The organism is Romboutsia sp. LXY-2 (genome assembly GCF_056171995.1).
In genome coordinates, this window is the sequence record NZ_JBKFGI010000006.1 from 202,582 (window position 1) to 225,698 (window position 23,117).

At 29.1% G+C, this 23,117-nt stretch carries 21 protein-coding genes and 1 riboswitch; of the genes, 3 read left to right on the top strand and 18 right to left on the bottom strand.

Features of this window, described 5'->3' with window-relative positions; translation table 11 throughout:
* Position 1: 1 nt before the first annotated feature.
* Complete coding sequence (locus ACI48P_RS12100; protein ID WP_475216027.1) at positions 2-829, bottom strand: Ig-like domain-containing domain; 828 nt, start codon at positions 827-829, stop codon at positions 2-4.
* A gap of 202 nt (positions 830-1,031) precedes the next feature.
* On the opposite strand from ACI48P_RS12100, the gene srtB reads away from it, so the two are divergent.
* Positions 1,032-1,757, top strand: coding sequence for a class B sortase (gene srtB / locus ACI48P_RS12105; protein ID WP_475216029.1), 726 nt, complete (start codon positions 1,032-1,034; stop codon positions 1,755-1,757).
* Between the two features lie 134 nt (positions 1,758-1,891).
* Here srtB and ACI48P_RS12110 read toward each other — a convergent pair whose 3' ends face one another.
* Positions 1,892-4,006: a DNA topoisomerase III gene (locus ACI48P_RS12110; RefSeq protein WP_475216031.1), complete on the bottom strand. Its 2,115-nt coding sequence runs from the start codon at positions 4,004-4,006 to the stop codon at positions 1,892-1,894.
* Between the two features lie 265 nt (positions 4,007-4,271).
* Positions 4,272-4,359: riboswitch (glycine riboswitch) on the top strand.
* 188 nt (positions 4,360-4,547) lie between these two features.
* Here ACI48P_RS12110 and ACI48P_RS12115 point away from each other — a divergent pair.
* Entirely contained in the window at positions 4,548-5,924 is a 1,377-nt protein-coding gene (locus tag ACI48P_RS12115; protein ID WP_475216032.1) for an alanine/glycine:cation symporter family protein, read from the top strand.
* 95 nt (positions 5,925-6,019) lie between these two features.
* A complete protein-coding gene (locus ACI48P_RS12120; RefSeq protein WP_475216034.1) occupies positions 6,020-6,286 on the top strand; it encodes a hypothetical protein in 267 nt (88 codons plus the stop codon).
* A 565-nt stretch (positions 6,287-6,851) separates the two neighbouring features.
* On the opposite strand, the gene ACI48P_RS12125 is transcribed toward ACI48P_RS12120, so the two are convergent.
* The 16 genes from ACI48P_RS12125 to flhA form a co-directional block, all read right to left on the bottom strand.
* Complete coding sequence (locus ACI48P_RS12125; RefSeq protein WP_475216036.1) at positions 6,852-7,781, bottom strand: polysaccharide deacetylase family protein; 930 nt, start codon at positions 7,779-7,781, stop codon at positions 6,852-6,854.
* 270 nt (positions 7,782-8,051) lie between these two features.
* Positions 8,052-8,405 carry a response regulator gene (locus tag ACI48P_RS12130; RefSeq protein WP_475216038.1) on the bottom strand — a complete coding sequence of 118 codons (354 nt, stop codon included), beginning with the start codon at positions 8,403-8,405 and terminating at the stop codon, positions 8,052-8,054.
* Between the two features lie 271 nt (positions 8,406-8,676).
* Complete coding sequence (locus ACI48P_RS12135) at positions 8,677-9,486, bottom strand: CheR family methyltransferase (protein WP_475216040.1); 810 nt, start codon at positions 9,484-9,486, stop codon at positions 8,677-8,679.
* The gene (locus tag ACI48P_RS12140; RefSeq protein WP_475216041.1) at positions 9,470-9,952 is read right to left on the bottom strand and encodes a chemotaxis protein CheW; all 483 of its coding nucleotides are present in this window, start codon (positions 9,950-9,952) and stop codon (positions 9,470-9,472) included. Before ACI48P_RS12140 ends, ACI48P_RS12135 begins: the two co-directional genes overlap by 17 nt.
* Positions 9,953-9,970: 18 nt before the next feature.
* A complete protein-coding gene (locus ACI48P_RS12145; protein ID WP_475216043.1) occupies positions 9,971-10,456 on the bottom strand; it encodes a chemotaxis protein CheD in 486 nt (161 codons plus the stop codon).
* 11 nt (positions 10,457-10,467) lie between these two features.
* Entirely contained in the window at positions 10,468-11,082 is a 615-nt protein-coding gene (locus ACI48P_RS12150; RefSeq protein WP_475216044.1) for a chemotaxis protein CheC, read from the bottom strand.
* Between the two features lie 39 nt (positions 11,083-11,121).
* Positions 11,122-12,174: a chemotaxis-specific protein-glutamate methyltransferase CheB gene (cheB, locus tag ACI48P_RS12155; RefSeq protein ID WP_475216046.1), complete on the bottom strand. Its 1,053-nt coding sequence runs from the start codon at positions 12,172-12,174 to the stop codon at positions 11,122-11,124.
* Positions 12,175-12,278: 104 nt separating this feature from the next.
* Positions 12,279-14,405 carry a chemotaxis protein CheW gene (locus tag ACI48P_RS12160; protein ID WP_475216047.1) on the bottom strand — a complete coding sequence of 709 codons (2,127 nt, stop codon included), beginning with the start codon at positions 14,403-14,405 and terminating at the stop codon, positions 12,279-12,281.
* Between the two features lie 99 nt (positions 14,406-14,504).
* Positions 14,505-16,238: a methyl-accepting chemotaxis protein gene (locus tag ACI48P_RS12165; RefSeq protein WP_475216049.1), complete on the bottom strand. Its 1,734-nt coding sequence runs from the start codon at positions 16,236-16,238 to the stop codon at positions 14,505-14,507.
* A 177-nt stretch (positions 16,239-16,415) separates the two neighbouring features.
* The gene (locus tag ACI48P_RS12170; protein WP_475216051.1) at positions 16,416-17,546 is read right to left on the bottom strand and encodes a hypothetical protein; all 1,131 of its coding nucleotides are present in this window, start codon (positions 17,544-17,546) and stop codon (positions 16,416-16,418) included.
* Between the two features lie 28 nt (positions 17,547-17,574).
* On the bottom strand, positions 17,575-17,838 hold the full coding sequence (locus tag ACI48P_RS12175) for a FliM/FliN family flagellar motor switch protein (protein ID WP_475216053.1): 264 nt from the start codon (positions 17,836-17,838) through the stop codon (positions 17,575-17,577).
* Positions 17,839-17,842: 4 nt separating this feature from the next.
* Complete coding sequence (locus tag ACI48P_RS12180) at positions 17,843-18,730, bottom strand: flagellar motor switch protein FliM (protein ID WP_475216054.1); 888 nt, start codon at positions 18,728-18,730, stop codon at positions 17,843-17,845.
* 25 nt (positions 18,731-18,755) lie between these two features.
* A complete protein-coding gene (locus ACI48P_RS12185) occupies positions 18,756-19,511 on the bottom strand; it encodes a flagellar hook-basal body complex protein (protein ID WP_475216055.1) in 756 nt (251 codons plus the stop codon).
* A 12-nt stretch (positions 19,512-19,523) separates the two neighbouring features.
* Entirely contained in the window at positions 19,524-20,297 is a 774-nt protein-coding gene (locus ACI48P_RS12190; RefSeq protein WP_475216056.1) for a flagellar hook-basal body complex protein, read from the bottom strand.
* Between the two features lie 10 nt (positions 20,298-20,307).
* Positions 20,308-21,021, bottom strand: coding sequence for a sigma-70 family RNA polymerase sigma factor (locus ACI48P_RS12195; RefSeq protein ID WP_475216058.1), 714 nt, complete (start codon positions 21,019-21,021; stop codon positions 20,308-20,310).
* A 16-nt stretch (positions 21,022-21,037) separates the two neighbouring features.
* Positions 21,038-23,098 (bottom strand): flagellar biosynthesis protein FlhA, encoded by a 2,061-nt coding sequence (flhA, locus tag ACI48P_RS12200; RefSeq protein ID WP_475216060.1) that lies wholly within the window; start codon positions 23,096-23,098, stop codon positions 21,038-21,040.
* Between the last annotated feature and the right edge of the window lie 19 nt (positions 23,099-23,117).

A 23,117-nucleotide genomic window follows, 5' to 3' on the forward strand; every position in this document is an offset into this window, starting at 1 on the left:
ATTATTTTTTTACCTTTTTCATATATAGGTATATTCCTACTCCAATAATAACTACTACTATTATTAAAGAAATGGTTAAAGCATTATAACTTTTATTATTTTCAACATTGTTATCTTTTGAAGTTTCCACTAAATTTTCTACTCTTTCCTCACTACTTGTTTCATCCTCATTATCACTTTTATCTATAACATTATCATTTTCTGCTTTCACGTCATTCTTAGCACTTTCTTTATCTGCTATTTCATTTTTAGTATGATCCTTATCGTCATTAGAAGAACTTGTATTTTCCTGTGTATTACTTGTAGAAGTGCTTGGCTGTGAAGGTTTAGGTTCCTCTGGCTTTATAGGTTGTTCTTCTTTTTGATTTCCATCTGTAGTAAATGATAACCTTATATCATTTATCATATTGTCACCACTTTTTGATCTAATATTTTTAGAAATAAATAATGTATAATTTGTTCCTTCCTTAAGATGAGTCGCTACACTAATGGTAATAATCCTCTTTTTATCAGGTTCTACTTGATCATCAGCCATTATAACATTAATAGGATGACTAGCTCCATAGTCGTCCTTTAAGCTAAAACACCCCATATTATTTACTTTTACAGATGCATTGATTACATTTTTGCTAAATTCTAAACTTATCGAAGTGTTTACGCTTACATTTGTCTGTCCATTGCTAATTGAATGATTTCTTAGTTCTAATGGATTTCCTTGACCCCCTCCACTACCATCTCCATTATCTTCTGCTAAAATAAATACTGTATTAGTAATAAACATTAATATTGCTATTACTATTGTAGCTATCTTTAAAGTTAATCTTTTCACATCAAAACTCCTATCTTAATTTATCTGTGTAAAATGAATAATTCCATCACCTTACTCTACCTAGCATATATTTCTATTTTTCGATATTATTCTAAAATATCCTCTAATTTATTTCTTTCTATAATAAATTATTTTTATTTACATTCTCTATCTAAATATCTATACTTTAATATAACTTAATTTTGGTATATGGGGTGATTTGATGAGAAAATTTTCTAAAACTATCATTAACACAGTATTAGTCTCTATTATTCTTTACTGCAGTTACAACATTTACATAAAGTTTAATGAGTATAAAATGGCTAATGATACCTATAATGAGCTGAAGGACACTTATTTAGGTCAGTCTAACTATATTGATTCAAATGAAGATAAAACTATAAAAGAAGACTTATCTCATCTTAATAATGACTTTAGATTTTGGGTAAGTGTTGATAATACTAATATCGATTATCCTGTTGTCCAAGGAAAAGATAATTACTTTTATCTGTATAAAGATTTTTATGGAAATAAACTAGATTCTGGGTGTATTTTTATGGACTATCGTAATACATATGAAAATGATAAAAACACTATTATCTATGGACACAACATGAAAAATGATACAATGTTCTCCCAACTAGAGAATTTTAAAGATGAAGAGTTTTTTTCACAAAATAATAAGATTAGGGTCTTTAAAGATGATACAGAATATATCTATGAAGTATTTTCTGTTTATTATACTAGTGTCGAATATGATTATTTAATAACTAAATTCGAAAATGATATGGATTTTGAAAACTATATTAAAGATGTTTGCAATAAATCATTATATAAATCGCAACTTGAGGCTTCTTCTTTTGAAAAAATTATTACTTTATCTACCTGTAGTTATGAATTTAATAATGCTCGCACTGTTGTACACGGTAAACTTATTGATGTTAAATAGATTAGGAGCTAAATAGTTAGTATATATAGCTCCTGATCACACCACCGTGCATACCATTCTATCCGCGGAGGTCAATTTATATTTGTACTTTATATCTGCAACATATTTTCTTTATGAAATTATTGTTCTATTAGTTACCTTCTTAGTTTTGCTAAAGCTTCAGCAAATGGATTATTGAAACTTTCTTGACTTTTATTTTGATTATTTAAATATTTTTTAACATCACCTTTAGATGCCTTATTTTTTTCTTCTTTTTTTCTTTTATTAAAAGCTGATAATTTTTCTCTATAACCACACTTACAAGTGAATATCCTTCCTTCACCTTCTCCACGAAGTTCAAGTTTTTTATGGCAATTTGGACATCTTGAATTTGTAGTTTGTGATAAAGTTTTTCTAGTGTTGCACTCTCTATCTTCGCAAACTAACATTTTACCTTTCTTCCCATTTACCTCAAGCATAAACTTTCCACACTCTGGACATTTATTTCTTGTTAAATTATCATGTTTAAACTTACTTTCACTATTCTTGATTTCTTTAACTATATCACTTGAATAGTTCTTCATTTCATCAATAAATTTATTTTTACTTAACTTTCCATTAGATATTTTCTGTAGTTTTGCTTCCCATTCAGAAGTCAATTCCGGAGTTTTTAAATCTTTTGGGACTAAGTCTAATAATTGTACTCCCTTTGAAGTAACATGAATGTCTTTTCCTTTTTTCTCTATTAAGAAAGAATTGAAAAGTTTTTCTATAATATCGGCTCTTGTTGCTACTGTCCCTAGGTTATTTTTTTCCATCGCAGTTAGTAAAGTACCTTCATTTAAAAATGCTGGTGGATTTGTTTTACCTATATTTATTTTAACTTTAGTTGTGCTTAAAACATCTCCAACTTTAAGTATTGGAAGGCTTTCATAAACCTCTTCCTCTTCATAAGATTTGTAGCTTTCCTTCCAGCCTAGGTTTACAACATTATTGCCCTTAGTAACAAAAGTTTCATCTTCTACTTGAGCTTTAACTGTTGTTTGAATATATTCATATGGTGGCAATAAAACAGATAAGAATCTTTTTACAACAAGATCATATATTCTTCTTTCCTTCTCACTTAGCTCACCTAAAAATACTTTTTCTTCTGTAGGTATTATTGCATGATGGTCACTAACTTTCGAGTCATCGACAAAAGATTTATTCACCTTAATACCTGTCTTTAGTACTTTATTACAAACTTTTGAGTAATCACTAACATTTACAGCCTTTATTCTATCTTTAATAGTATCTACAATATCGCTAGTTAAGTATCTTGAATCTGTTCTTGGATATGTAAGAACTTTATGGTGCTCATAAAGCTTTTGCATTATAGATAATGTTTCTTTTGCTGAATATCCATATATTTTATTAGCATCTCTTTGTAACTCAGTTAAATCATAAAGTCCCGGAGAATACTGCTTTTTATTATTATTTTTAACTTCAACTATATTAACATCTTTACCATTAACCTTTTTCTCAATCTTCTCAATTATTTCTTTATTAAAAGTTGAATAACTATTGTTATTTTGCCAAAATAACTTTATATCACTATTTCCTTTTAATGCTGTAAGCTCTAGAGTATAATATTCTCTTGGCTTAAATTCTCTAATTTCTTTTTCTCTTTGAAGTATTAAACCTAATGTTGGAGTTTGCACTCTTCCACAAGATAACTGAGCATTGTACTTAGTAGTAAGTGCACGTGTTGCATTAATACCTACTATCCAATCTGCTTCAGATCTTGCAACTGCTGAATAATACAGATTTTCATACTCTTTAGCATCTTTTAGTTTTGCAAACCCATCCTTTATTGCTTTATCAGTATTTGATGAAATCCAAAGGCGTTTAAGTGGCTTATTAACATTAACTTTATCTATTATCCATCTTGCCACAAGCTCTCCTTCACGACCTGCATCAGTTGCAATAACTATTTCACCTACATCGTCTCTATTCATTTGAGATTTAACTGTATTAAACTGCTTTCCAGTCTTTTTTATAACTACAGTTCTTAAGGTTTTAGGTGCAATAGGGAGATCTTCCATGTCCCAAGATTTATATTTATCTCCATAACTCTCGGGGTCTGCTAATGTAACTAAATGACCTAAAGCCCAGGTTACTATATATTTCGGCCCTTCTATATATCCATTTTTATCATTTTTACATCCTAATACTCTAGCTATATCTCTTCCTACTGAAGGTTTTTCTGCTAGTACTAACGTTTTTGACATAATTTTTACCTCTTCTATTTTTACTATTTGCTTATTATTTTCATATTACTATAATAAACTATGTAAATATTTATTGCTATTATATTTACATAAATTATATCCTATTATTTATTTTATTATTGACAATCATGTATTTTTTGTATTAGATTAGTAATAAGTAATGCGACAACAACATATTCCGTTTGAGGCTTTATAGAAGAGATGCCATGTGCACACCGAAGGATTAATAATATCAGGTACTTTTTATAAGTAGTGACTGTAAAGCTTAGGAAACTCTGGAGAGACCCATATAGGGCGCCGAAGGGGCAAAGCAATTCGCTCAATCTCTCAGGCAAAAGGACAGGGATTTTTACTATGGTTATTTATAATCTTATACCATAGTTAAAGTGTATCCAGAGCTAAATTGATTATTTTCAATTTAGCTTTTTTTATTACACTACTAAATCATATCTAATTTTATATTAGTTTCCTGTCAATTAATTCATTCCCGAAATTTTATTTGGAGTTGTTCATCACTATAATTTACTTTAAGGGGTGTTTTATGAATTTAATTGATGTATTAAGTAATGTAAACTCATTTGTATGGGGTCCACCACTATTAATTCTACTTGTGGGGACAGGAATTTTATTTACGGTGAAACTTGGGATCATTCAAGTTTTAAAGCTACCTAAAGCTATTAAACTAATTTTTAAGGCTGAGAATAGTGGTAGCGGAGACATATCAAGCTTCGGTGCTTTATGTACAGCACTTGCTGCAACAGTAGGTACAGGTAATATTGTAGGGGTTGCCACTGCAATAAAAGCTGGAGGTCCTGGTGCCTTATTTTGGATGTGGCTGGCTGCATTCTTTGGAATGGCAACAAAATACGCTGAAGGTGTACTAGCTATAAAATATAGGACTAGAGATAACAATGGTCAGATATCAGGTGGTCCTATGTATTATATAGTAAATGGTATGGGTAATAAGTATAGACCTCTTGCTGTATTTTTTGCAATAAGCGGTATATTAGTTGCTCTTCTTGGAATAGGAACATTTACTCAGGTTAATTCAATAACCGATTCTATTAATGGTAGCTTTGGTATCGATCCAAGAATAACTGGCGTAGTTTTAGCCATAATAGTTGGATTTGTGATTTTTGGTGGACTACAAAGTATTTCTAATGTAGCAAGTAAGGTTGTCCCAACCATGTCTATAATATATATATTAATATGTTTAGCTGTAGTTGTTAATTTCTTTAATCAAATACCAGAAACGTTTATATTAATTATTAAAAGTGCATTTAGTCCATCTGCTGCAATTGGTGGATTTTTAGGCTCTACAGTTTCCATGGCAATAAGAAATGGGGTTGCACGTGGTGTATTCTCTAATGAGTCTGGTTTGGGAAGCGCTCCTATAGCTGCCGCTGCTGCAAGGACAAAGTGGCCTGCAGAACAAGGTTTAATTTCAATGACTGGTACATTTATAGACAGTCTAATTATATGTACTCTTACTGGGTTTACACTTATACTTTCAGGTGTTTGGCAATCAGAATTTAATGGAGCTTTAATGACACAAGCCGCTTTTAGTTCTGTACTACCAACATTAGGACCTTTATTCTTGACTATTAGTTTAAGCTTATTTGCATTTACAACAATTCTTGGTTGGAGTTACTATGGAGAAAGATGTTATGAGTTTTTATTTGGAGTAAAAGGAATTAATTTATATAGAGTAATTTTCGTTTTAATGGTTCTATTAGGAGCATTTTTAAAACTAGAAGTGGTTTGGATAATAGCTGATATTGTAAATGGACTTATGGCTTTACCTAATTTAATCGCACTTATTATATTATCTCCAATTGTAATATCAGAAACTAAAAAGTACTTTGAGTATTTAAAAAGAAATGAAGACTCGAAAAATTCTATGAAGTCTGCGTCTTAATTTTTATAATAATATTTTGAACTAGTAACTTTGCTACATCCTTTTCATATTTTAAAATATAGACATATTTTTATCTTACATCTAGGAGTGATAATATGAGACCGGATCCAACAATGAAGTATATATCACCTGATCTTCTTTATGAAACTATTGATAAAAGTAAAATTAAAATATTTAAAATAACATACTGTTCGTTAAAATTAAACGATCAATGTATTTTAATAAAAAAGGATATTATTAAGATAGTAAAAACATATAAAGACATTGGATTTGTAGAAGGCACTATACTTAAAGACAATGAACCTCTAGAAGATATTATATTAAAATACAATAGAATATTAAAGATAGAATGTTTAAAGTAACCAAAAAACTGGCTATATCAATATTATATTGATATAGCCTTTTATGTAAAAAATTTTAATTGCTCAATTTGTGATTGCATATACTATTTCTAAAATTTAAGAAATTTATATAATAGAAAGTTTAATAAACACATTAGCCCTAATGTCATGCTCAATCTTCCACTTAAAAACCTAAAACAGACAGCTACTCCTATTATTTGGACTATGGTAAACATACTTAAAATAAATATGCAGTTATATATTAATGATTTACTTCTAATTAATTTAACGCTATAATTATTAATATTTTTTAACACTCCCCAACTCTCTCCTAACTTACTTATATGTTATCATTACAAACTCAAGTATATTATAATATTTAATTCTTAAGAAAAACCCTACTAAAATCTTAAGATTTTCTTAAGAATAGATTAAATTTATTAAAATACAATAAAAAGTTACTACATATCATAAGTTATTACGAGTTCTATATAAATAAAAAATACTGGATTTTAATTTAATCCAGTATTTTTTATTTATATATTTAATTTGTGAATTGATTTAATACTTAGTCCGACCAAAGTTGTTAAGCCAATGTTTTAAATGTATATCCGTTATCTTTGTAGTATTTTATTATTTCAGGAAGAGCTTTCATTGTTTCTTCCTTTCCATAAGTATCATGCATTAATAGTACTACTATTTCTTTTCCTTCAGAAGTTCTTATTGCATGTTCTGCAAGTTTTTTAGCATCTTTTCTTTTTCCTTCAGCATCAGCATTAAGTGCATTCCAGTCAATTGATACTAGGTTATTTTCTTCAAGGTGTGCATCTAAAGCATCCATGCCCTTCCATGACATGTGTCCACCTGGGCATCTTAATACTCTAGTCGAGAAATATGGCCCTAATATATCCTTTAATAAATCATCAGTCTTTTTAAAGTCTTCCTTAAAAGCCTCAACATCAACTGTTCTATTAGGATATAGCTTCTTATAATCATGACTATATGAATGATTTGCTATTGCATTACCTTGCTCAAAAACGTCCTTAACTATTTCTTTAGCAGCATCTCCACCTCTTTCAATGTTTTGACCTGTTACAAAGAAAGTAGCCTTTACATCTTCACTTTCTAGTATATCTAATACTTTAGGTGTAACTGTTGTAGAAGATCCATCATCAAAAGTTAAAAATACAATTTTCTCCCCATTGTTAGAATAATCATACTTACTAAGCTTTTCTCCTATTATTTTTGCATCATAAGAGTATTTTTTAGCTTCATGGTTAACTCCAACCATGTATTTTTTCTTTTCTTCTTCCTCTTTACGCTTTTTTTCTTCTGCTATTCTTTTTTCTTCTGCTATTCTCTCTTCTTCTAACCTAATTTCTCTTTGTTCTCCAACATAAGCTATTACTGTATTTGACACACCTATAACTATTAATGACCCTATAACTATAGTTGCTACTTTTTTAAAGTTATTTTTCTTTTTTCTAGTATAAATATTTTGTTGTTTTTTCCTCAAAATAAGGCACCCCCCTTTATTATTGTCTAATTTCGTCGGTTATTCGCTAAAATAAATTATACTAGAAAAATATAATAATAAATCTTACAAATTAGTAACAGTTTCGTAATCGTCAAAGAATTGACGGCTAAGATAAATAATTTATTTAGAAAAATAGTAATAGAAATACTGACATCGGTCTACATATGGAGGTACTTTATATCACAGGCAGTGATTTTTTGATACTTATCAAAAAAGGGCGTCGCCCTATTTTTTAGTGCGACATCCCTATTATAATTTAGATAAAGCTGATACAATCATTTCCTCTTTAAAAGGCTTTACTATAAAACCTTTGGCACCATAAATAATTGCTTCTTTCATCCTAGCTTCTTGACCTAGTGCTGATACCATAACAACGGATGCCCCTTTATCAATTTTCTTTATTTCTCTTAGTGCTTGTAATCCATCCATTTCTGGCATAGTAATATCCATAGTTACTACATCCGGTTGTAGTTCATTATATTTTTCTATTGCCATTAAACCATTTTCGGCCTCACCTACTATTTCAAATCCATGCTTTTCAAGCATATTTCTAATGGACATACGCATAAATGCCGCATCATCTACGATTAATACTCTTTTCATAATATTGCCTCCATCTTATCTGATTTTTTCCATATATTTGCTTGTTTTCACTTGTTTCTATTTTTAAAAATACTATAATTATGTACATAAATCTATTTGATTAAAATATTATTTATAACCCATTGCTATTAATAATTATACATAATTTCCATATTAATAAAAAGTATTATTTGTTAATTATTGTATATATTTACTTTTTAGATATCATACATATAAATGCTTCACAATTAGCTAACAAATACTTTTTCATATTTTTTTACTTCTACTTCACCTATATTTTCTTTTTATATATTGAAGGCTTTACACGCTCAAAATCAGTTTTAATATTAGATAAACTTTCAGACATTCCAATTATCAAATAACCTCCTGGTTTAAGAGAATCATATAGCTTTTTGGCTAACATTAGATTTGTAGGATTATCAAAATAAATCATTACATTTCTACAAAATATTACATCGTACTTATTTTTGTACCAACCGATATTTCCATTTAAATTAAAGTATTTAAATTCAACTAGTTTTTTTATACTATCATTAACTATATAGTCTTTACTATTTACTTTCCTAAAATAATTTTTAGCCCATACTGATGGTAACTTAGTTATTTTATCCTGTGAGTAAATCCCTTCTGTAGCTTCTTTTAAAACTTTACTTGAAATATCAGATGCTGTTATGGAAACTTTAAACTTTGCATTTTCACCAAATACACTAGCTGCAAGCATTGCTGTACAATAAGCTTCTTCACCAGTAGATGAAGCTGCTGACCAAATTTTTATTCCCCCAACAGGCAATTTTTTTAATGCTGGAACAAATACATAATTTTTCAGAAACTCAAAGTGCATTTCTTCACGCATAAAATAAGTATAATTTGTAGTTAACTTATCTACCAATAAAGATACTTGCTCACCACTCTTATCTTCCATTAAGTTATCTATATAGCTTTTAAAATCTCTAAATCCTAATCTACTTACCATCATTGCTAGCCTTGTTTCAATTAATGTTTTTTTATTTTCTAGGTTTATTCCATAATTACTATGCATAAAGTTTTTTAATATTAAAAAATCTTTATTCGTTAATTTCATAATTTACATCCTCAGCTATTTTTAGTAATGATTCACAATCTAATATTAATTGAATTTCATTATTTACGCGACTTATTCCTTTTATAAAGTTATCTCTTAATTCTTTTTTGCTAGAATTCATTTTCATACTATCATCAGGAGAAATATTTATAACTTCATTTACTGCATCTACTATTAATCCAATTTTTTTCATATCATCTTCTATTATAATAATACAAGTTCTCTCATTATACCCAATTGGTTCTATACCAAATCTCAACCTAGCATCCATAACAGGAATAATTGTACTTCTTAAATTTATTATTCCTTTCATATATGTATTAATAAATGGAACTTCTGTTATAGGCTGCATTTCTATAATTTCTATAATATATTTAGCTGGTAGTGCATATTTTTGATTATTTACAACAAACAGCATATGTAAATCATCTGTTTTTTTCTCTATTATTTCACTTTGTGTATTCATAACATCGTCTCCCTAATTTTAAATAATTATATCATTCTTTCCCACTGTTTTTACTAATAAGTTATTATTGGTAGTATCGAATACTATTGTTCTTCCACTAGTTCCAAGTATATCTTGTGAAACAATAGAAATATTTAATTTTGCTAATACTTCTTTACATGATTTTACGTTTTTTTCTCCAACAGTAAATATACTATTTGTCCCACTTTTAAAGTTAAACATATGAGCACCACCTGCTAATTTAGCTTTTATAAATCTTATATTCGCTCCATGTTTTTTCATCTCATTATATAGTAGTAAAATACCTGTATCTGCATATTTAGCTTCGTTAAATATACTTTTTTCACTTTTAGAATTTGGGAGTAATATATGTACCAGTCCAGCTATTTTGTTTACTTCATCATATAATACAACCCCACAACAAGAGCCTAATCCAACTGTCATAATTTTATTTGGAGATTTTATAACCTTAAATTCCGCTATTCCAACTATTATATTTCCCATTAATTTCCCACCTAAACATTAAACCCTAGCGCCTCTAATAATTTATTACATGAGTCAACTTTAGGAATAAAATAATACTTACCTTCTATCTTTTTATCTATAGTAAAAAAGTCTGTTTCAATAGATAATATTGAGTCAGATACTGATCCATATAAAGATATAGGTAAATTCATTATAGCCATAACCATATCAACACTAAAATAAGGAATAGATGGATCTATACTTAAATTTGTCATATCTGATATTGCTGTTAAATACGTTCCGCAAAGTATATTACAAATTTCACCCATTGAACTTAATTCATTACACACTGAATTATAATCATTTATATCACATTTTATTTCTTGATTCGATACTTTAGATGATAAATTAAGCGCTGAATCAACTTTCATTATAACCATAATAAATCCTTCCATATCTCCTGAAAGTTGTAAAACAGTTCCTACAACTATTTCCTCTGGAGAATCATAACTATTTGTTATATCTGAAAAATTAATAATTTCACTTTTGGGAATTCCTATATCAACTAATTCATTTAACATTATCGCTAATGATGATGATGCATTTCCAGATCCTATATTGCTTAGCTCTCGAAATACATTTAATTTATCACATTCAAATTCCATACATACCTACTTTCTATCTAATCTTAAGATTTATATTAATTATTTTTTTAATTGATTTAGTATTACATTTGGAATCATATCTAAAGATGTTTCTTTTAATACTGCACCCATATTTTTGGCTGACATCGGCATTCCATAAACAACACATGAGTGTTTATTCTGCCCAACAGTACATCCTCCAGCTTTTTTTATATCAAGTAGCCCTTTAGCTCCATCATACCCCATGCCTGTCAATATAATTCCTATAGTTTTTTCTTTAGAAGCTTTAGCCACAGATTCAAATAAATAGTCTACAGAAGGACAGTGTCCACTTACTTTTTCTCCTTCCTTTATTTCTAGCACATATTTGTTATTTTTCTTTATGACACCCATTTGTAATCCCCCAGGAGCTATGTATGCATGTCCACTCTGCAGCTCTTGGCCATGTTTTCCTTCTGATACATTTATTAAACATTCCTCGTTTAATCTTTGGGCATATTTTTTCGTAAATATTGGTGGCATATGCTGAGTAATTACAATAGGCGGTAATCCTAATGGCAATTTTTTTAGTAATTTACTAATTGCTTCTACACCACCCATTGATGCTCCTATTGCGATTATACTTTTGTTATTTTTTATATTTATATTACTATCAATTATTCTTTTTTTAGATGTATTCTCATCAGTTGAAGAAGTATTTGTTGTAGTATTTATTTTTTTTAGCTTAGCTACAGAAGCTTCTTTAATTTTAGATGCTAAATCTCTTGAGAAATCACTCATCGTGCTTGCAGTTGGTTTTTCAACGAATCCAACTGCTCCAGCACTTATAGCTTCAAAACATCTACCATTTGCACTGCTTATAACTATTGTAGGAATTGGATATTGACTCATCAAAATCCTTAAAAATTCTATCCCATCTATACCTGGCATTTCTATGTCTAATGTTAATACATCTGGCTTAAACTTTAGTATTTTGTCTCTAGCCTCATAGGAATCTTTAGCAGTATCCACAACATCTAAATTTTGATATTCTTGAAGATGTTTTGATATAACTCTTCTAAATACACTAGAGTCATCAATTACTAATACTTTTATATTTTTACTATCTTTCATAGACTATATCTCCTTTAAACCTTAAAGCTATCTTACTTGCAAAACTTTTAGTAAACTCTCAAATTTTTATATTATAAATCTAAAGTAATATAATCTTTACTTGATTAATTTATAAGGGCATTTACATCAAATATTAAACTAATAGAACCATCTTCTAAAATAGAACATCCCGATATATACGACTGAACCTTTTCAAATTGTGTAAGAAGTTTTGGAATTGACTTTATTACTACTTGTTGTTGTCCTAAAATATCGTCTACTATTACACATACACTACCCATTTCTGATTCTACTAAAATCATAATTTCTTTATCGGTTTTTTCTGAATTTATTCCTACTATATTTGAAAGTCTATTTACCTGATAACAATTTCCTCTTACTATACTATGTTCTTCTCCATTTAGATTCTGAACAATTTCATATGTGCCGTGTCTAAATACCTCTTTTATACTAAGAGATGGAATAATGTATGTTTCATTAGCTATTTTTACTTTCATTCCATCGATAATGGCTAATGTAAGAGGAATACGAAGAACAAACATCGTTCCTTTTCCTTTATCACTGTTTATTGTTATTGTTCCTCTTAACTTACGAATATTGGTATAAACAACGTCCATACCTACTCCTCTTCCAGAAAACTCACTTACAGATTCCTTCGTAGAAAATCCAGATGCTAATATAAAATTGTATGCTTCTTTATCACTAATGTCTTCAATATTTTTATTTGTAATGCCTTTTTCAATTGCTTTTTTTACAATGGCCTCTTTATCTAATCCTCTACCATCATCTCTTATTACAATGACAACATCTCCACCAGTATTTTTAGCTTCTAGAGTAATTGTTGCTTTTTCTGGTTTTGAAGTTTTCATACGTTCTTCTTGAGTTTCTATTCCATGGTCCATACTATTTCTAATCATATGCATTAAAGGATCTGAAATGTTTTCTATTATACTTTTATCAACTTCTGTTTCTTCACCTATTAATACTAGATCAACCAATTTCCCTGTCTTTCTACTCATATCTCTTACTACTCTTTGCATTTTAGTAAAAGTAGATGATATAGGCACCATACGAATAGACATAACTACATCTTGTAATTCATTTGTTAATTGATGAAGTCTCCTTGCTTGTTTTTCAAAGTTTTCTGATTTTATATTTGCTATCTGAGCTTGTTTTTCTACCATTGACTCTGTAGTGACGATTTCTCCAACTAGGTTCATAAGCATATCTACTTTATCTATATTCACAGTTAAATAACTATTTTTATTTTGTACCTTATTAACTTGTTTTTGAGGAGATTTTATTTCTAAACTAGTCTCGATTTCTTCATTAATTTCTTCACATGTACTAGCTATTAACTCTTCACTGGATGCATCTTCACTGCTATTTTCTGCTTCTTTAATTTCATAATTATCCTCTTTAAATATGCTTTCTTCTAATAATTCATATTTATTTTCATCTTTACTATAAGACTCTATTTCATTAATTTCTAAACTTTTTAGAAACATAGTTTCTTTTATGCATTCTTCAATTTCTAATTTATTTTTGTCTGTTTTTATGTATATACTAAAGCCGTCCTTTACTATAGCATCATCACACTCTCCCATTAAATCTTCTGGAATTGTTTTATCAATAGTACAAATTTCCTCTAATATTGTCACTACACCAAGCGCTCTTATGCCTTCCATTAAACAGCCTTCTTCGAACATTATCTTTATACAAAAATTATTTTCTTCAAATTCACTATTTTCGTCTATAACTACAAGACTATCTTTTAATGGAATTTCTATTTTTAAATCTTCATTTTTTACTATAAATTCGTCTTTGTCATTACTTTTATTTAATAATCCTAAGACTTTTTCATATAGTTCATCAATACTTCCTTCGGGCAGTAAACCTTGTGCTACATTTAGAATTTCTTCTTTCAAAAAATCAATACTTTCTAATAAAACATCTATTATCTCTTCCCATATATCTAAAGAAATTTTACGCCCACCTCTTATTTCATCAAAAACATCTTCTATACTATGCGTAAGCTTTGTTATACTATCATAGCCCATCATCCCCGAAGAACCTTTTATTGTATGCATGGCGCGAAAAATTTCCTCTATTTCACTTTGGCCTAATCCTTCACTATCTGATCTATCCATAAGTAATATTTGTTCTAATTGCTCCAATAGCTGCATATTTTCCTGTACATAAAACTCCGTTAAAGAATCTATTTCATTCATACTAATCTCCTTTGCTTACTTCAATAAACTTTAAATTTCAAGAGACAAAAGGGAAGCTATAAACTTCCCTTCTACTTACAAATATACTTTATATTTAAATTAAATTTTGCTATGTGCAAAATAATCAGACTCTTCATCTGTAAAGCTTATACTATTTTGGTTACTATATTTATTTTTTAATTTAAAGTTTTCTATAAGTGAGTTTAGCATTTGTGCTTGCCCGCTTAATTCTTCACTTGCAGCTGCACTTTCTTCTGATGTTGCAGAGTTCGTTTGCACTACCTGAGATATCTGATCTATGCCTGTTGTAATTTGTGTAATAGCAATTGTTTCTTCTTCACAAGATTTTGCTATCTCATCTACTAACTTACTTGTCCTACTTGTTGTTTTAATTATTTTTTGAAGAGATTCTGCTGTATTATTTACAATATCAGAACCATTATCTACAGCATTTATTGAATTTTCAATAAGTTGTGATGTACTTTGTACTGCTTGGGCAGATTTTGCCGCAAGGTTTCTTACTTCATCTGCAACAACTGCAAATCCTTTACCAGCAGATCCTGCTCTTGCTGCTTCTACAGCTGCATTTAAAGCAAGTATATTAGTTTGAAAAGCTATATCATCTATAGTTTTTATTATCCTTCCTATTTCACGAGAAGATTCTGATATATTATCCATAGCTTGTACCATTTGCTTCATCTGTCTATTACCTTCTTCAACGTCACGTGATGCATTTAAAGTTAAAGCGTTAGCTTTTTTTGCATTATCCGCTGTAGTTTGTATTTTTTCAGATATATCAGATATTGTAGCTGATAACTCCTCTATTGCACCTGCTTGTTCTGTTGCTCCTTGCGCTAACATTTGAGATCCGCTAGATACTTGAGAAGATGCCGCACCTACTTCTTGTGCTGCAACACCTATTTGCGACATTGTTTCACTTAAATCTTCAGTTATTATATTTAAAGAATTTTCAATATTTTCAAATACACCTATATACTCTACTTGAGTTTTCACATCAAAATTACCAGATGCGACTTCTTGTAATACACTAGATGTATCTCCTATTATATCTTTTATTTTTGTACTAAGCTCCATCATTATACTAGATAATACCCCTAACTCATCTTTTGATTCGTAGCTTATATCAATATCAAAATCTCCTTCTCCCATTTTATTAGCTGCTAATTCTATTTCTTTGATAGGATTTGTTAAACTTCTTGTAATATATATAGACACTAGTATTCCTATTACTATAACAAATATATTTAGTAGTAAAACAACTCTTTGTATTATTTTTGATATATCAGTTATATTCTGAATCAATTGAATACCCTCAGCTTCTGCTTCCTCATTAAATGTAGTTGCTAATTGTCCAGCTTCATTAAGTGCATTACCAAATTCAACTTCATCTATATCTGATACATTACCACTAAATCCTTCCCTTTGTGAAACTGCATATATTTTCTCACATTCTTGCTTTAATTTTTTTGTTGCACTTTCAATAGCATTAACCGTCTGATCATTCTCTACAGAATATTTACGAAGTTTGTCAATACTTTCAGCTATGCTGTCTAGATCACTCAAAACTATATCCATATACTTTGCATCTTCATCATATAAAAAAATATTATTCATATTTCTTGCTATATCTACCAAATCTCTACGAATCGACCAAGACTCATTTGTATCTACATATGGACCTGTGAATAATTTGTCGTGTAAACCATTCATTTTTCGTATTTGGCTAACTGAATAAAAGTTTGCCATAGTCGTAATTGTTAATAAAATGATAAAAGATATAATCAACCTTTTACCAATTTTTAAATTTTTCATAATATATACCTCCATATAATTTCATATTCGTTTTCCCCTGTACAATATACTATTATTTATTTTAATTTATACGGTTAACAATATAGATACTTTAGATTTTATGTAAAATATTATTTATATTTGTCTATTAAAGTAGAAAAGCGCGTGTAAATTCGTAAAAATTTACACACGCTTTTATTAAATATTTTTTATATTATATTCATTATTCAATTTATTCATATATATAGATACAAGATTTTCTAAAGACTCTTTTATTTCATATTCATTAGGTAATATAATTATTTTTCTAGCATCTAACATAAATTTAGTCTCCTTTGCCACTATGGTACTACTTGATATTTTTTTATTAACACTACCTTTCATATCCATAAGTAACTTTGAGACTTCACCTTTAGTTATATTTTTTAATATTAACTTATATTCATTTTTAGTTAATAAATTGCTATAGCTTACTTTTTCAAGTTCTTCATTAAACATATCTATTATTGATTGAGTAGTTCGTTTAACATGTTTCTCTTTTATAAATTTACTAGCTTTCACAACTATAGATACAAATATTCCTACTACCACTATATTTAAAAGTATAAATAATACATTATTTTCTATTTCAATACCGGACTCTATCGCATGCTGTATAGCCCCTGTTCCTATTAATATACCTATAATAATAAGTGGTATTTCTATATGTTCTTTCATTTTTTCTATTATGCTTTCTTTAACACTATATTCATCTTCGTATATTTTTTTATCTATTGCATAACTCTGAGCTTTATATAAACCTACATTTAGTATATCCCCTGTAGAATATACACTCTTTGCAAACTTTATATATGAACTAGGATCAACCGTATTATGTAACGATATACTTTTTATAAACTCTTCTCCATAAACTATCAACGCCCTTACTATTGCTTTTTCCGTTGCTTCTTGACTGCTATCACCATTCCATATTGCTAAAGCATATTCTACACTGCCTGATATCCCTAATATATGTTCAGTTTCTACGCTACCATCAATTTCATAGAACTCTAACCCTCTTATTATACCTTCATTAGCTATAGTTTTTGCTTGATTATATGTTATACTTCCTCTTTTTAATAAGTCTTTGGGTTCTATAGTATTTTGTATTAATTCTTCTCTTAATCTTTCATTAAAATCACTTATAGCTTCTTCGTACTTATCACAAGGTATTTCTATACTTATAGGCGACCCGTCTTCTTTTAAATATCTTAGTTGTCCGTAGTTTAGGCAAGCATCTATACATCTTTCTCCTGTGCTATTATATTTACTTTTTAACACCTTAGCCATCTACAAAACCATCCTTTACAGTATAAGATTATGCTAGAGTTTTTACTAGCTCTTCTTCTCCTAGTATACTTGTTATTTTAACACCAAAATTTTGTTCTACTATTACAACTTGTCCATATCCTATTTGCCTACCGTTTACAAATATCTCAACCTCTTGATTATCAAAAGTATCTAATTCTATTAATGACCCTTTAGCTAATTCAAAAATATCTTTCAAGGACATTTTTGTTCTACCTAGTATTACATCTACTTTTAGCTCAATATCTAATATTCTTTCTAAATTTTCACTCATACTCCTACACATCCTTTTTTATACAGTCTGTTATTACAACACCTTTTCTATCTTTAATAAGTCCTGGTTTGCATTTAAATGACTTTGAGTCTTCTACATACACTTCTATATCACCATCTATTTGTGTATCTAGAGTGATTATATCACCTAATTTTAATTTTAGCAGTTCTTCTACACTAATTAAAGATTTACCTAAGCTTACAACCATTTCAGTTTCAGCTTCACAGACATTAGTATATATAGCATTTGTAAATTCAAAGTCATATTCAATATTTTTATCCTTAAAAAGCTTTTTAGTTGATAATTGATCCAGTATTGGTTCCATACAGCAATATGGGTTACAAAAACGCATATTTCCAATAACGTTATCTCCATCCATCATTTTTATATGTGCTATAAGAACAGATTCACTAACTGGATATTTTTTACTAGAACCTACATTTGTGTGTATTCTAGAAATTTCTCTATAATCACATCCTTCTACAATATGTAACTTTGTTACATATTGATTACACCAATGGGTCATAAGTTCTTTATCTATTTCGGTAAGCTCTCTTTTGTAATCTTCTACTGTTCCATCTCCTCCTAGCATCAGATCTATTAACGTTAACGATATTTCTTTATCTATTTGAAATATCAAATCTTCTACTAAAGGTTTTATAGCATGCTCTACTATTACTGAGTTTTGTGAGATCATCTTTAGGAATTCTTCATAATTTGTTTGTTCCACTTTTTCTAGTTTGCAATTTATCTTTGGCTTTTTAGCCTCATATGCTAAATATAAATTAATACTTTTACAAAACTCTCCCGTTATAAGAGCTAAATATCTCATATTATCATTAGAGTATCTTTGTGGCTTTTTAAAGTCATATACTTTTACTTCTTTATTCATGCCCTTATATTCTCCTTTCAAAAATCTATCTTCCTTGAAGGTTATTTATCATACTCCACATTTCATCTATAGCATTCATTCCCCTACTATTAAACTGAAAAGCTCTTTGTGCCATTATCATATCAGTCATTTCATTTTGCATATTTACATTAGACATTTCTATATGTCCTTGTAATATATTTGAGCCTTCAACTACTTCCTGTATAGCTCCTTCCCTTCCTAAAAACAATCCATCACCTACTGATAATAAATCATTATCACCTTGGTATTTATATAATCCAACTTTTCCTACTATCTTATTATCTAAAAATATTTCTCCAGCTTTATTAATACTTAAATCTCCATTTGATAAATCCACACCCTCATGTCCAGGAACATAATTAATATCTAACTTATTTCCATAGTTATCAACCATCTGACCATTAGCATCTAAGCTAAACTCACCATTTCTTGTTAATGCATGCTCTCCATTTGGTGTAATCACACAAAAAAAACCTTCTCCATCTATAGCCATGTTTGTTTTTATTTCTGTATTTTTTAAAAAACCTTGTGATAAGTTTCTTATTTCTTGAGTTATTCTTACTCCTGTTCCTGTTATGGAGTCTTTAGAATTATTTGGATAAGAATTTCTATTTAAACTTTCTACATATAAATCTAAGAATCCCGCTTCTAGCTTTTTATATCCTGCAGTCTGAGAATTTACAATATTATTAGATATAATATCAACTTTTCCTTGACTTGCCATCATTCCACTTTTACTATTGTGCATTATATTATACATGTTCTATTCCCCTTATCTGACTGAACCTATTTCATTTGCTATTTTACTAAGAGTTGAATCGATCGTTTGTATGACCTTTTGGTTTGCTTCAAACTCTTTTACCGTTTCCATTAATTCTGCAGTAGTACCTATAAAATCCACATTAGAACCTTCCAAATATCCTTGTTTTATATTAAAGTTCACTGCGTCTATTGGGTTTTTACCTGTGTATACATTATTTCCAAACTTAATTAAATCTCCTTCATTTTCAAAGTCAACTATATTAAAACTGTATGAATTTTTGTTATCTAAAATTATATTATTATCTGGTGTTGCAACTATTTTTGCATTTCCTATATAAAGCCTCTCATTTATACCTGTTTGATTGTTCGTTCCCATAACATAATATCCACCATTAGTTACAAGGTAGCCTTGTGAGTCTACTTTGAATGAACCGTCTCTTGTATAAAACTGATTTCCATTTGTATCTTCTACTTTGAAAAATCCTCTTCCATTTATAGCAAAATCAGTATTATTATCTGTCTCTCTATGAGTTCCTTGATTAAAACTTGTTATAGTATCATCAATTCTTACTCCAAAACTGACTCCCCCTAAAACTTGCTTGACAGGATTCCCATTTATATATTTATCTTTATTCGATAATAACATTTCATCAAAACTTTTAGACAATAATTTTTCTTCTTTGTATCCAGTTGTACTTATATTGGCTAGATTATTAGTTATAACACTTTGTCTCTCTTGTAACATTATCATTGATGATACTGACGAATATAACCCTCTTAACATAACATCCTCCCTAATCTAAATATTTTAGATTTCTCATTGCTTCTTTTAACCTCGATATTGCTTTTTTATTTATCTGAGATACCCTTGATTCTGACACACCTAATATTAAACCTATTTCTTTTAATGTTAATTCTTCATAATAATAAAGAGATAATATTAACTTGTCCTTTTCTTTTAAAGTATCAATTGCCTTTGCCATTATTTCCTTTAGTTCTTTTTTTTCAACTACACTACTTGGCGATAATTCATTTTTATCTTCTATCGTATCTACAAGCTTCATTTCTTTTTGATTATCAAATACTACATTGTCCAAAGATTTGATATTTAAACTTGATACATTTTTCTTTATATCATCTATATCTTTCTTAGATACTCCCATATATTTTGATACTTCATCTAAGCTTGGCTCTCTTGAAAGTTTATTTTGTAAAATATCAACACTTTTGTTGTACTCTTTGATCTTACTTACATTCATTCTTGATACTGGAGACTGCTTTCTTATTTCATCTATTATAAATGAAGATATTCTTATGGATGCATATGTTGAAAATTTTGCCCCTCTATTTTCATCAAATTTACCTATAGCATCTAACAACCCCATAACCCCATAACTTACTAAATCTTCATACTCTATACCTACCTTACTATTGTGATATTTAGATGCAATAGTCTTTACAAGTGGCATATTATTAATTATAAATTCTTCTTGCTCACATACAGTCATAATCATCCCCCCCTTATTATATATTAATTACACCTTGTGCTTTTATTTGAATATCACTTGGTACTTCGTTAAGTGATAATATAATTATATTTGGAAAAACCATTTCGACTAGCTTTCTAAATGGTGCTCTTATTTTGGGTGATACAAGTATTATTGGTCTATTATTCACAAAGTTTATTCCTTCTGTCATATCCTGTATATTTGTAAATATTTTATTAGTAGTATCTGGATCTATCGCTGGATATGTTCCATTAACTGATCTTTGCAGGCTATTACCTATTAAATTCTCAACTTCCATTGATAGTGTACAAACTGTTATCGAATTATTTTCATCTACTAATTGTGAACATATACTTCTGCTCATTGCCATTCTTACATACTCAGTTAAAAGTTCTATATCTTTTGTATTTCTAGAATGATCTGCTAGTGTTTCAAGTATAGTTACTCTATCTTTTATAGGAATCTTTTCTTTAAGTAAATTTTGAAGTACTTTTTGCACCTCACCTAAAGTCATTAAATCAGGTATAAGTTCGTCTACTACTGCACTATATCTTTCTTTAGTAGCAGTAATTATATCTTGAACTTCTTGCCTTCCTATTAGTTCATAAGATTTTTGTTTTATTATTTCAAGCAAATGTGTTACCAATATTGTAATTGGATCTACTACTGTAAATCCGTATAACTCCGCTTCTTCAGCCTTATCTTTATTAATCCACATTGCATCAAGTCCAAATGTAGGTTCTTTTGTTTGTATTCCTTCTATATCTATACTCATCCCCATAGGATTCATACATAATAGCATTGTTGGCATTAAATCATATAATGCTACTATATTGCCTTTAATCTTTATGCAGTATTGATTAGGGTTTAGTTGCAAATTATCTCTAATTCTTATAGGTTGGACTATAATTCCCATATCAATAGCGCATTGTCTTCTTACCGAAACTATTCTTTGTAATAAGTCGCCTCCATTAGTTTCATCTGCAAGAGGTATAAGTCCATAGCCAATTTCAACTTCTATTGGTTCTACATTTATAAGAGAAGATACATCTTCAGCTGTGTCAATAGTGGTAGCAACCTCTTCTTGTTCTTTATTTTTTATATATTCAAGTTCTCTTGATGCATCTTTTTCTTCTTTACTTAATAAAAATCCTACAGCAATGCCACCAATTCCAAGTGAAAGAAATGATAATTTAGGAAGACCTGGTATAATCCCCATAACTATTAATACTACACCTGTCATAGACAGCACCTTTGGAATAGATACTAATTGCTTTCCTAGTAAAGTACCAAAATTATCATCACTACTTGATCTAGTTACTAGTATCCCAGCTGATGTTGATATCAAAAGTGCTGGTATCTGGCTAACTAGCCCATCTCCTATGGTTAGTCTAATGTAAGTTTGAACAGATTCAGAAAAACTCATATCTAGCATTACTATACCTATTATAATTCCACCAAGTACATTTATAGTTGTAACTATTATACCTGCTATAGCATCTCCCTTTACAAATTTTGATGCACCATCCATAGCACCATAAAAGTCTGCTTCTTCTTGAAGTTCTTTTCTTTTTTTTCTCGCAGTTTTTTCATCCATCATTCCTGCATTCAAATCTGCATCTATACTCATCTGTTTACCTGGCATTGCATCTAGTGTAAATCTTGCAGAAACTTCTGATACTCTACTTGAACCATTCGTTATAACAATAAACTGAACTATAATTATAATTAAAAATATTATTACTCCTACTACATAATTGCCACCGACAACAAAGCTACCAAATGCATCTATTATATTACCAGCTTCACCTTGTCCTAATATCAGCCTTGTAGATGATATATTTAGACCTAACCTAAATAATGTTGTAACAAGTAATATGGTTGGAAATATTGATAGTTGCAATATATTTGTAGAAAAAAGAGTAAGTAAAAGTATTAGTATCGAAAAAGCTATATTTATTGTTAGCATAATATCTAGTAAAAATGGTGGAAGAGGTATTATTATCATAAGAACTATACCTAAAACACCAAATCCAACTAGTACATCAAATCTTTTTTTTAAATTTATTTTTTCCATCTATAACCTCTTTTTTGTG

Coding starts and splice junctions, on each gene's coding strand:
- ACI48P_RS12110 (WP_475216031.1), bottom strand. CDS start 4,006: ATGTCAAAAACGTTAGTACTAGCAGAAAAACCTTCAGTAGGAAGAGAT.
- ACI48P_RS12185 (WP_475216055.1), bottom strand. CDS start 19,511: ATGTATAATATAATGCACAATAGTAAAAGTGGAATGATGGCAAGTCAA.
- cheB (WP_475216046.1), bottom strand. CDS start 12,174: ATGAAAGATAGTAAAAATATAAAAGTATTAGTAATTGATGACTCTAGT.
- srtB (WP_475216029.1), top strand. CDS start 1,032: ATGAGAAAATTTTCTAAAACTATCATTAACACAGTATTAGTCTCTATT.
- ACI48P_RS12150 (WP_475216044.1), bottom strand. CDS start 11,082: ATGGAATTTGAATGTGATAAATTAAATGTATTTCGAGAGCTAAGCAAT.
- ACI48P_RS12115 (WP_475216032.1), top strand. CDS start 4,548: ATGAATTTAATTGATGTATTAAGTAATGTAAACTCATTTGTATGGGGT.
- ACI48P_RS12195 (WP_475216058.1), bottom strand. CDS start 21,021: ATGACTGTATGTGAGCAAGAAGAATTTATAATTAATAATATGCCACTT.
- ACI48P_RS12180 (WP_475216054.1), bottom strand. CDS start 18,730: ATGAATAAAGAAGTAAAAGTATATGACTTTAAAAAGCCACAAAGATAC.
- ACI48P_RS12135 (WP_475216040.1), bottom strand. CDS start 9,486: ATGAAATTAACGAATAAAGATTTTTTAATATTAAAAAACTTTATGCAT.
- ACI48P_RS12145 (WP_475216043.1), bottom strand. CDS start 10,456: ATGGGAAATATAATAGTTGGAATAGCGGAATTTAAGGTTATAAAATCT.
- ACI48P_RS12130 (WP_475216038.1), bottom strand. CDS start 8,405: ATGAAAAGAGTATTAATCGTAGATGATGCGGCATTTATGCGTATGTCC.
- flhA (WP_475216060.1), bottom strand. CDS start 23,098: ATGGAAAAAATAAATTTAAAAAAAAGATTTGATGTACTAGTTGGATTT.
- ACI48P_RS12140 (WP_475216041.1), bottom strand. CDS start 9,952: ATGAATACACAAAGTGAAATAATAGAGAAAAAAACAGATGATTTACAT.
- ACI48P_RS12165 (WP_475216049.1), bottom strand. CDS start 16,238: ATGAAAAATTTAAAAATTGGTAAAAGGTTGATTATATCTTTTATCATT.
- ACI48P_RS12175 (WP_475216053.1), bottom strand. CDS start 17,838: ATGAGTGAAAATTTAGAAAGAATATTAGATATTGAGCTAAAAGTAGAT.
- ACI48P_RS12170 (WP_475216051.1), bottom strand. CDS start 17,546: ATGGCTAAGGTGTTAAAAAGTAAATATAATAGCACAGGAGAAAGATGT.
- ACI48P_RS12120 (WP_475216034.1), top strand. CDS start 6,020: ATGAGACCGGATCCAACAATGAAGTATATATCACCTGATCTTCTTTAT.
- ACI48P_RS12160 (WP_475216047.1), bottom strand. CDS start 14,405: ATGAATGAAATAGATTCTTTAACGGAGTTTTATGTACAGGAAAATATG.
- ACI48P_RS12190 (WP_475216056.1), bottom strand. CDS start 20,297: ATGTTAAGAGGGTTATATTCGTCAGTATCATCAATGATAATGTTACAA.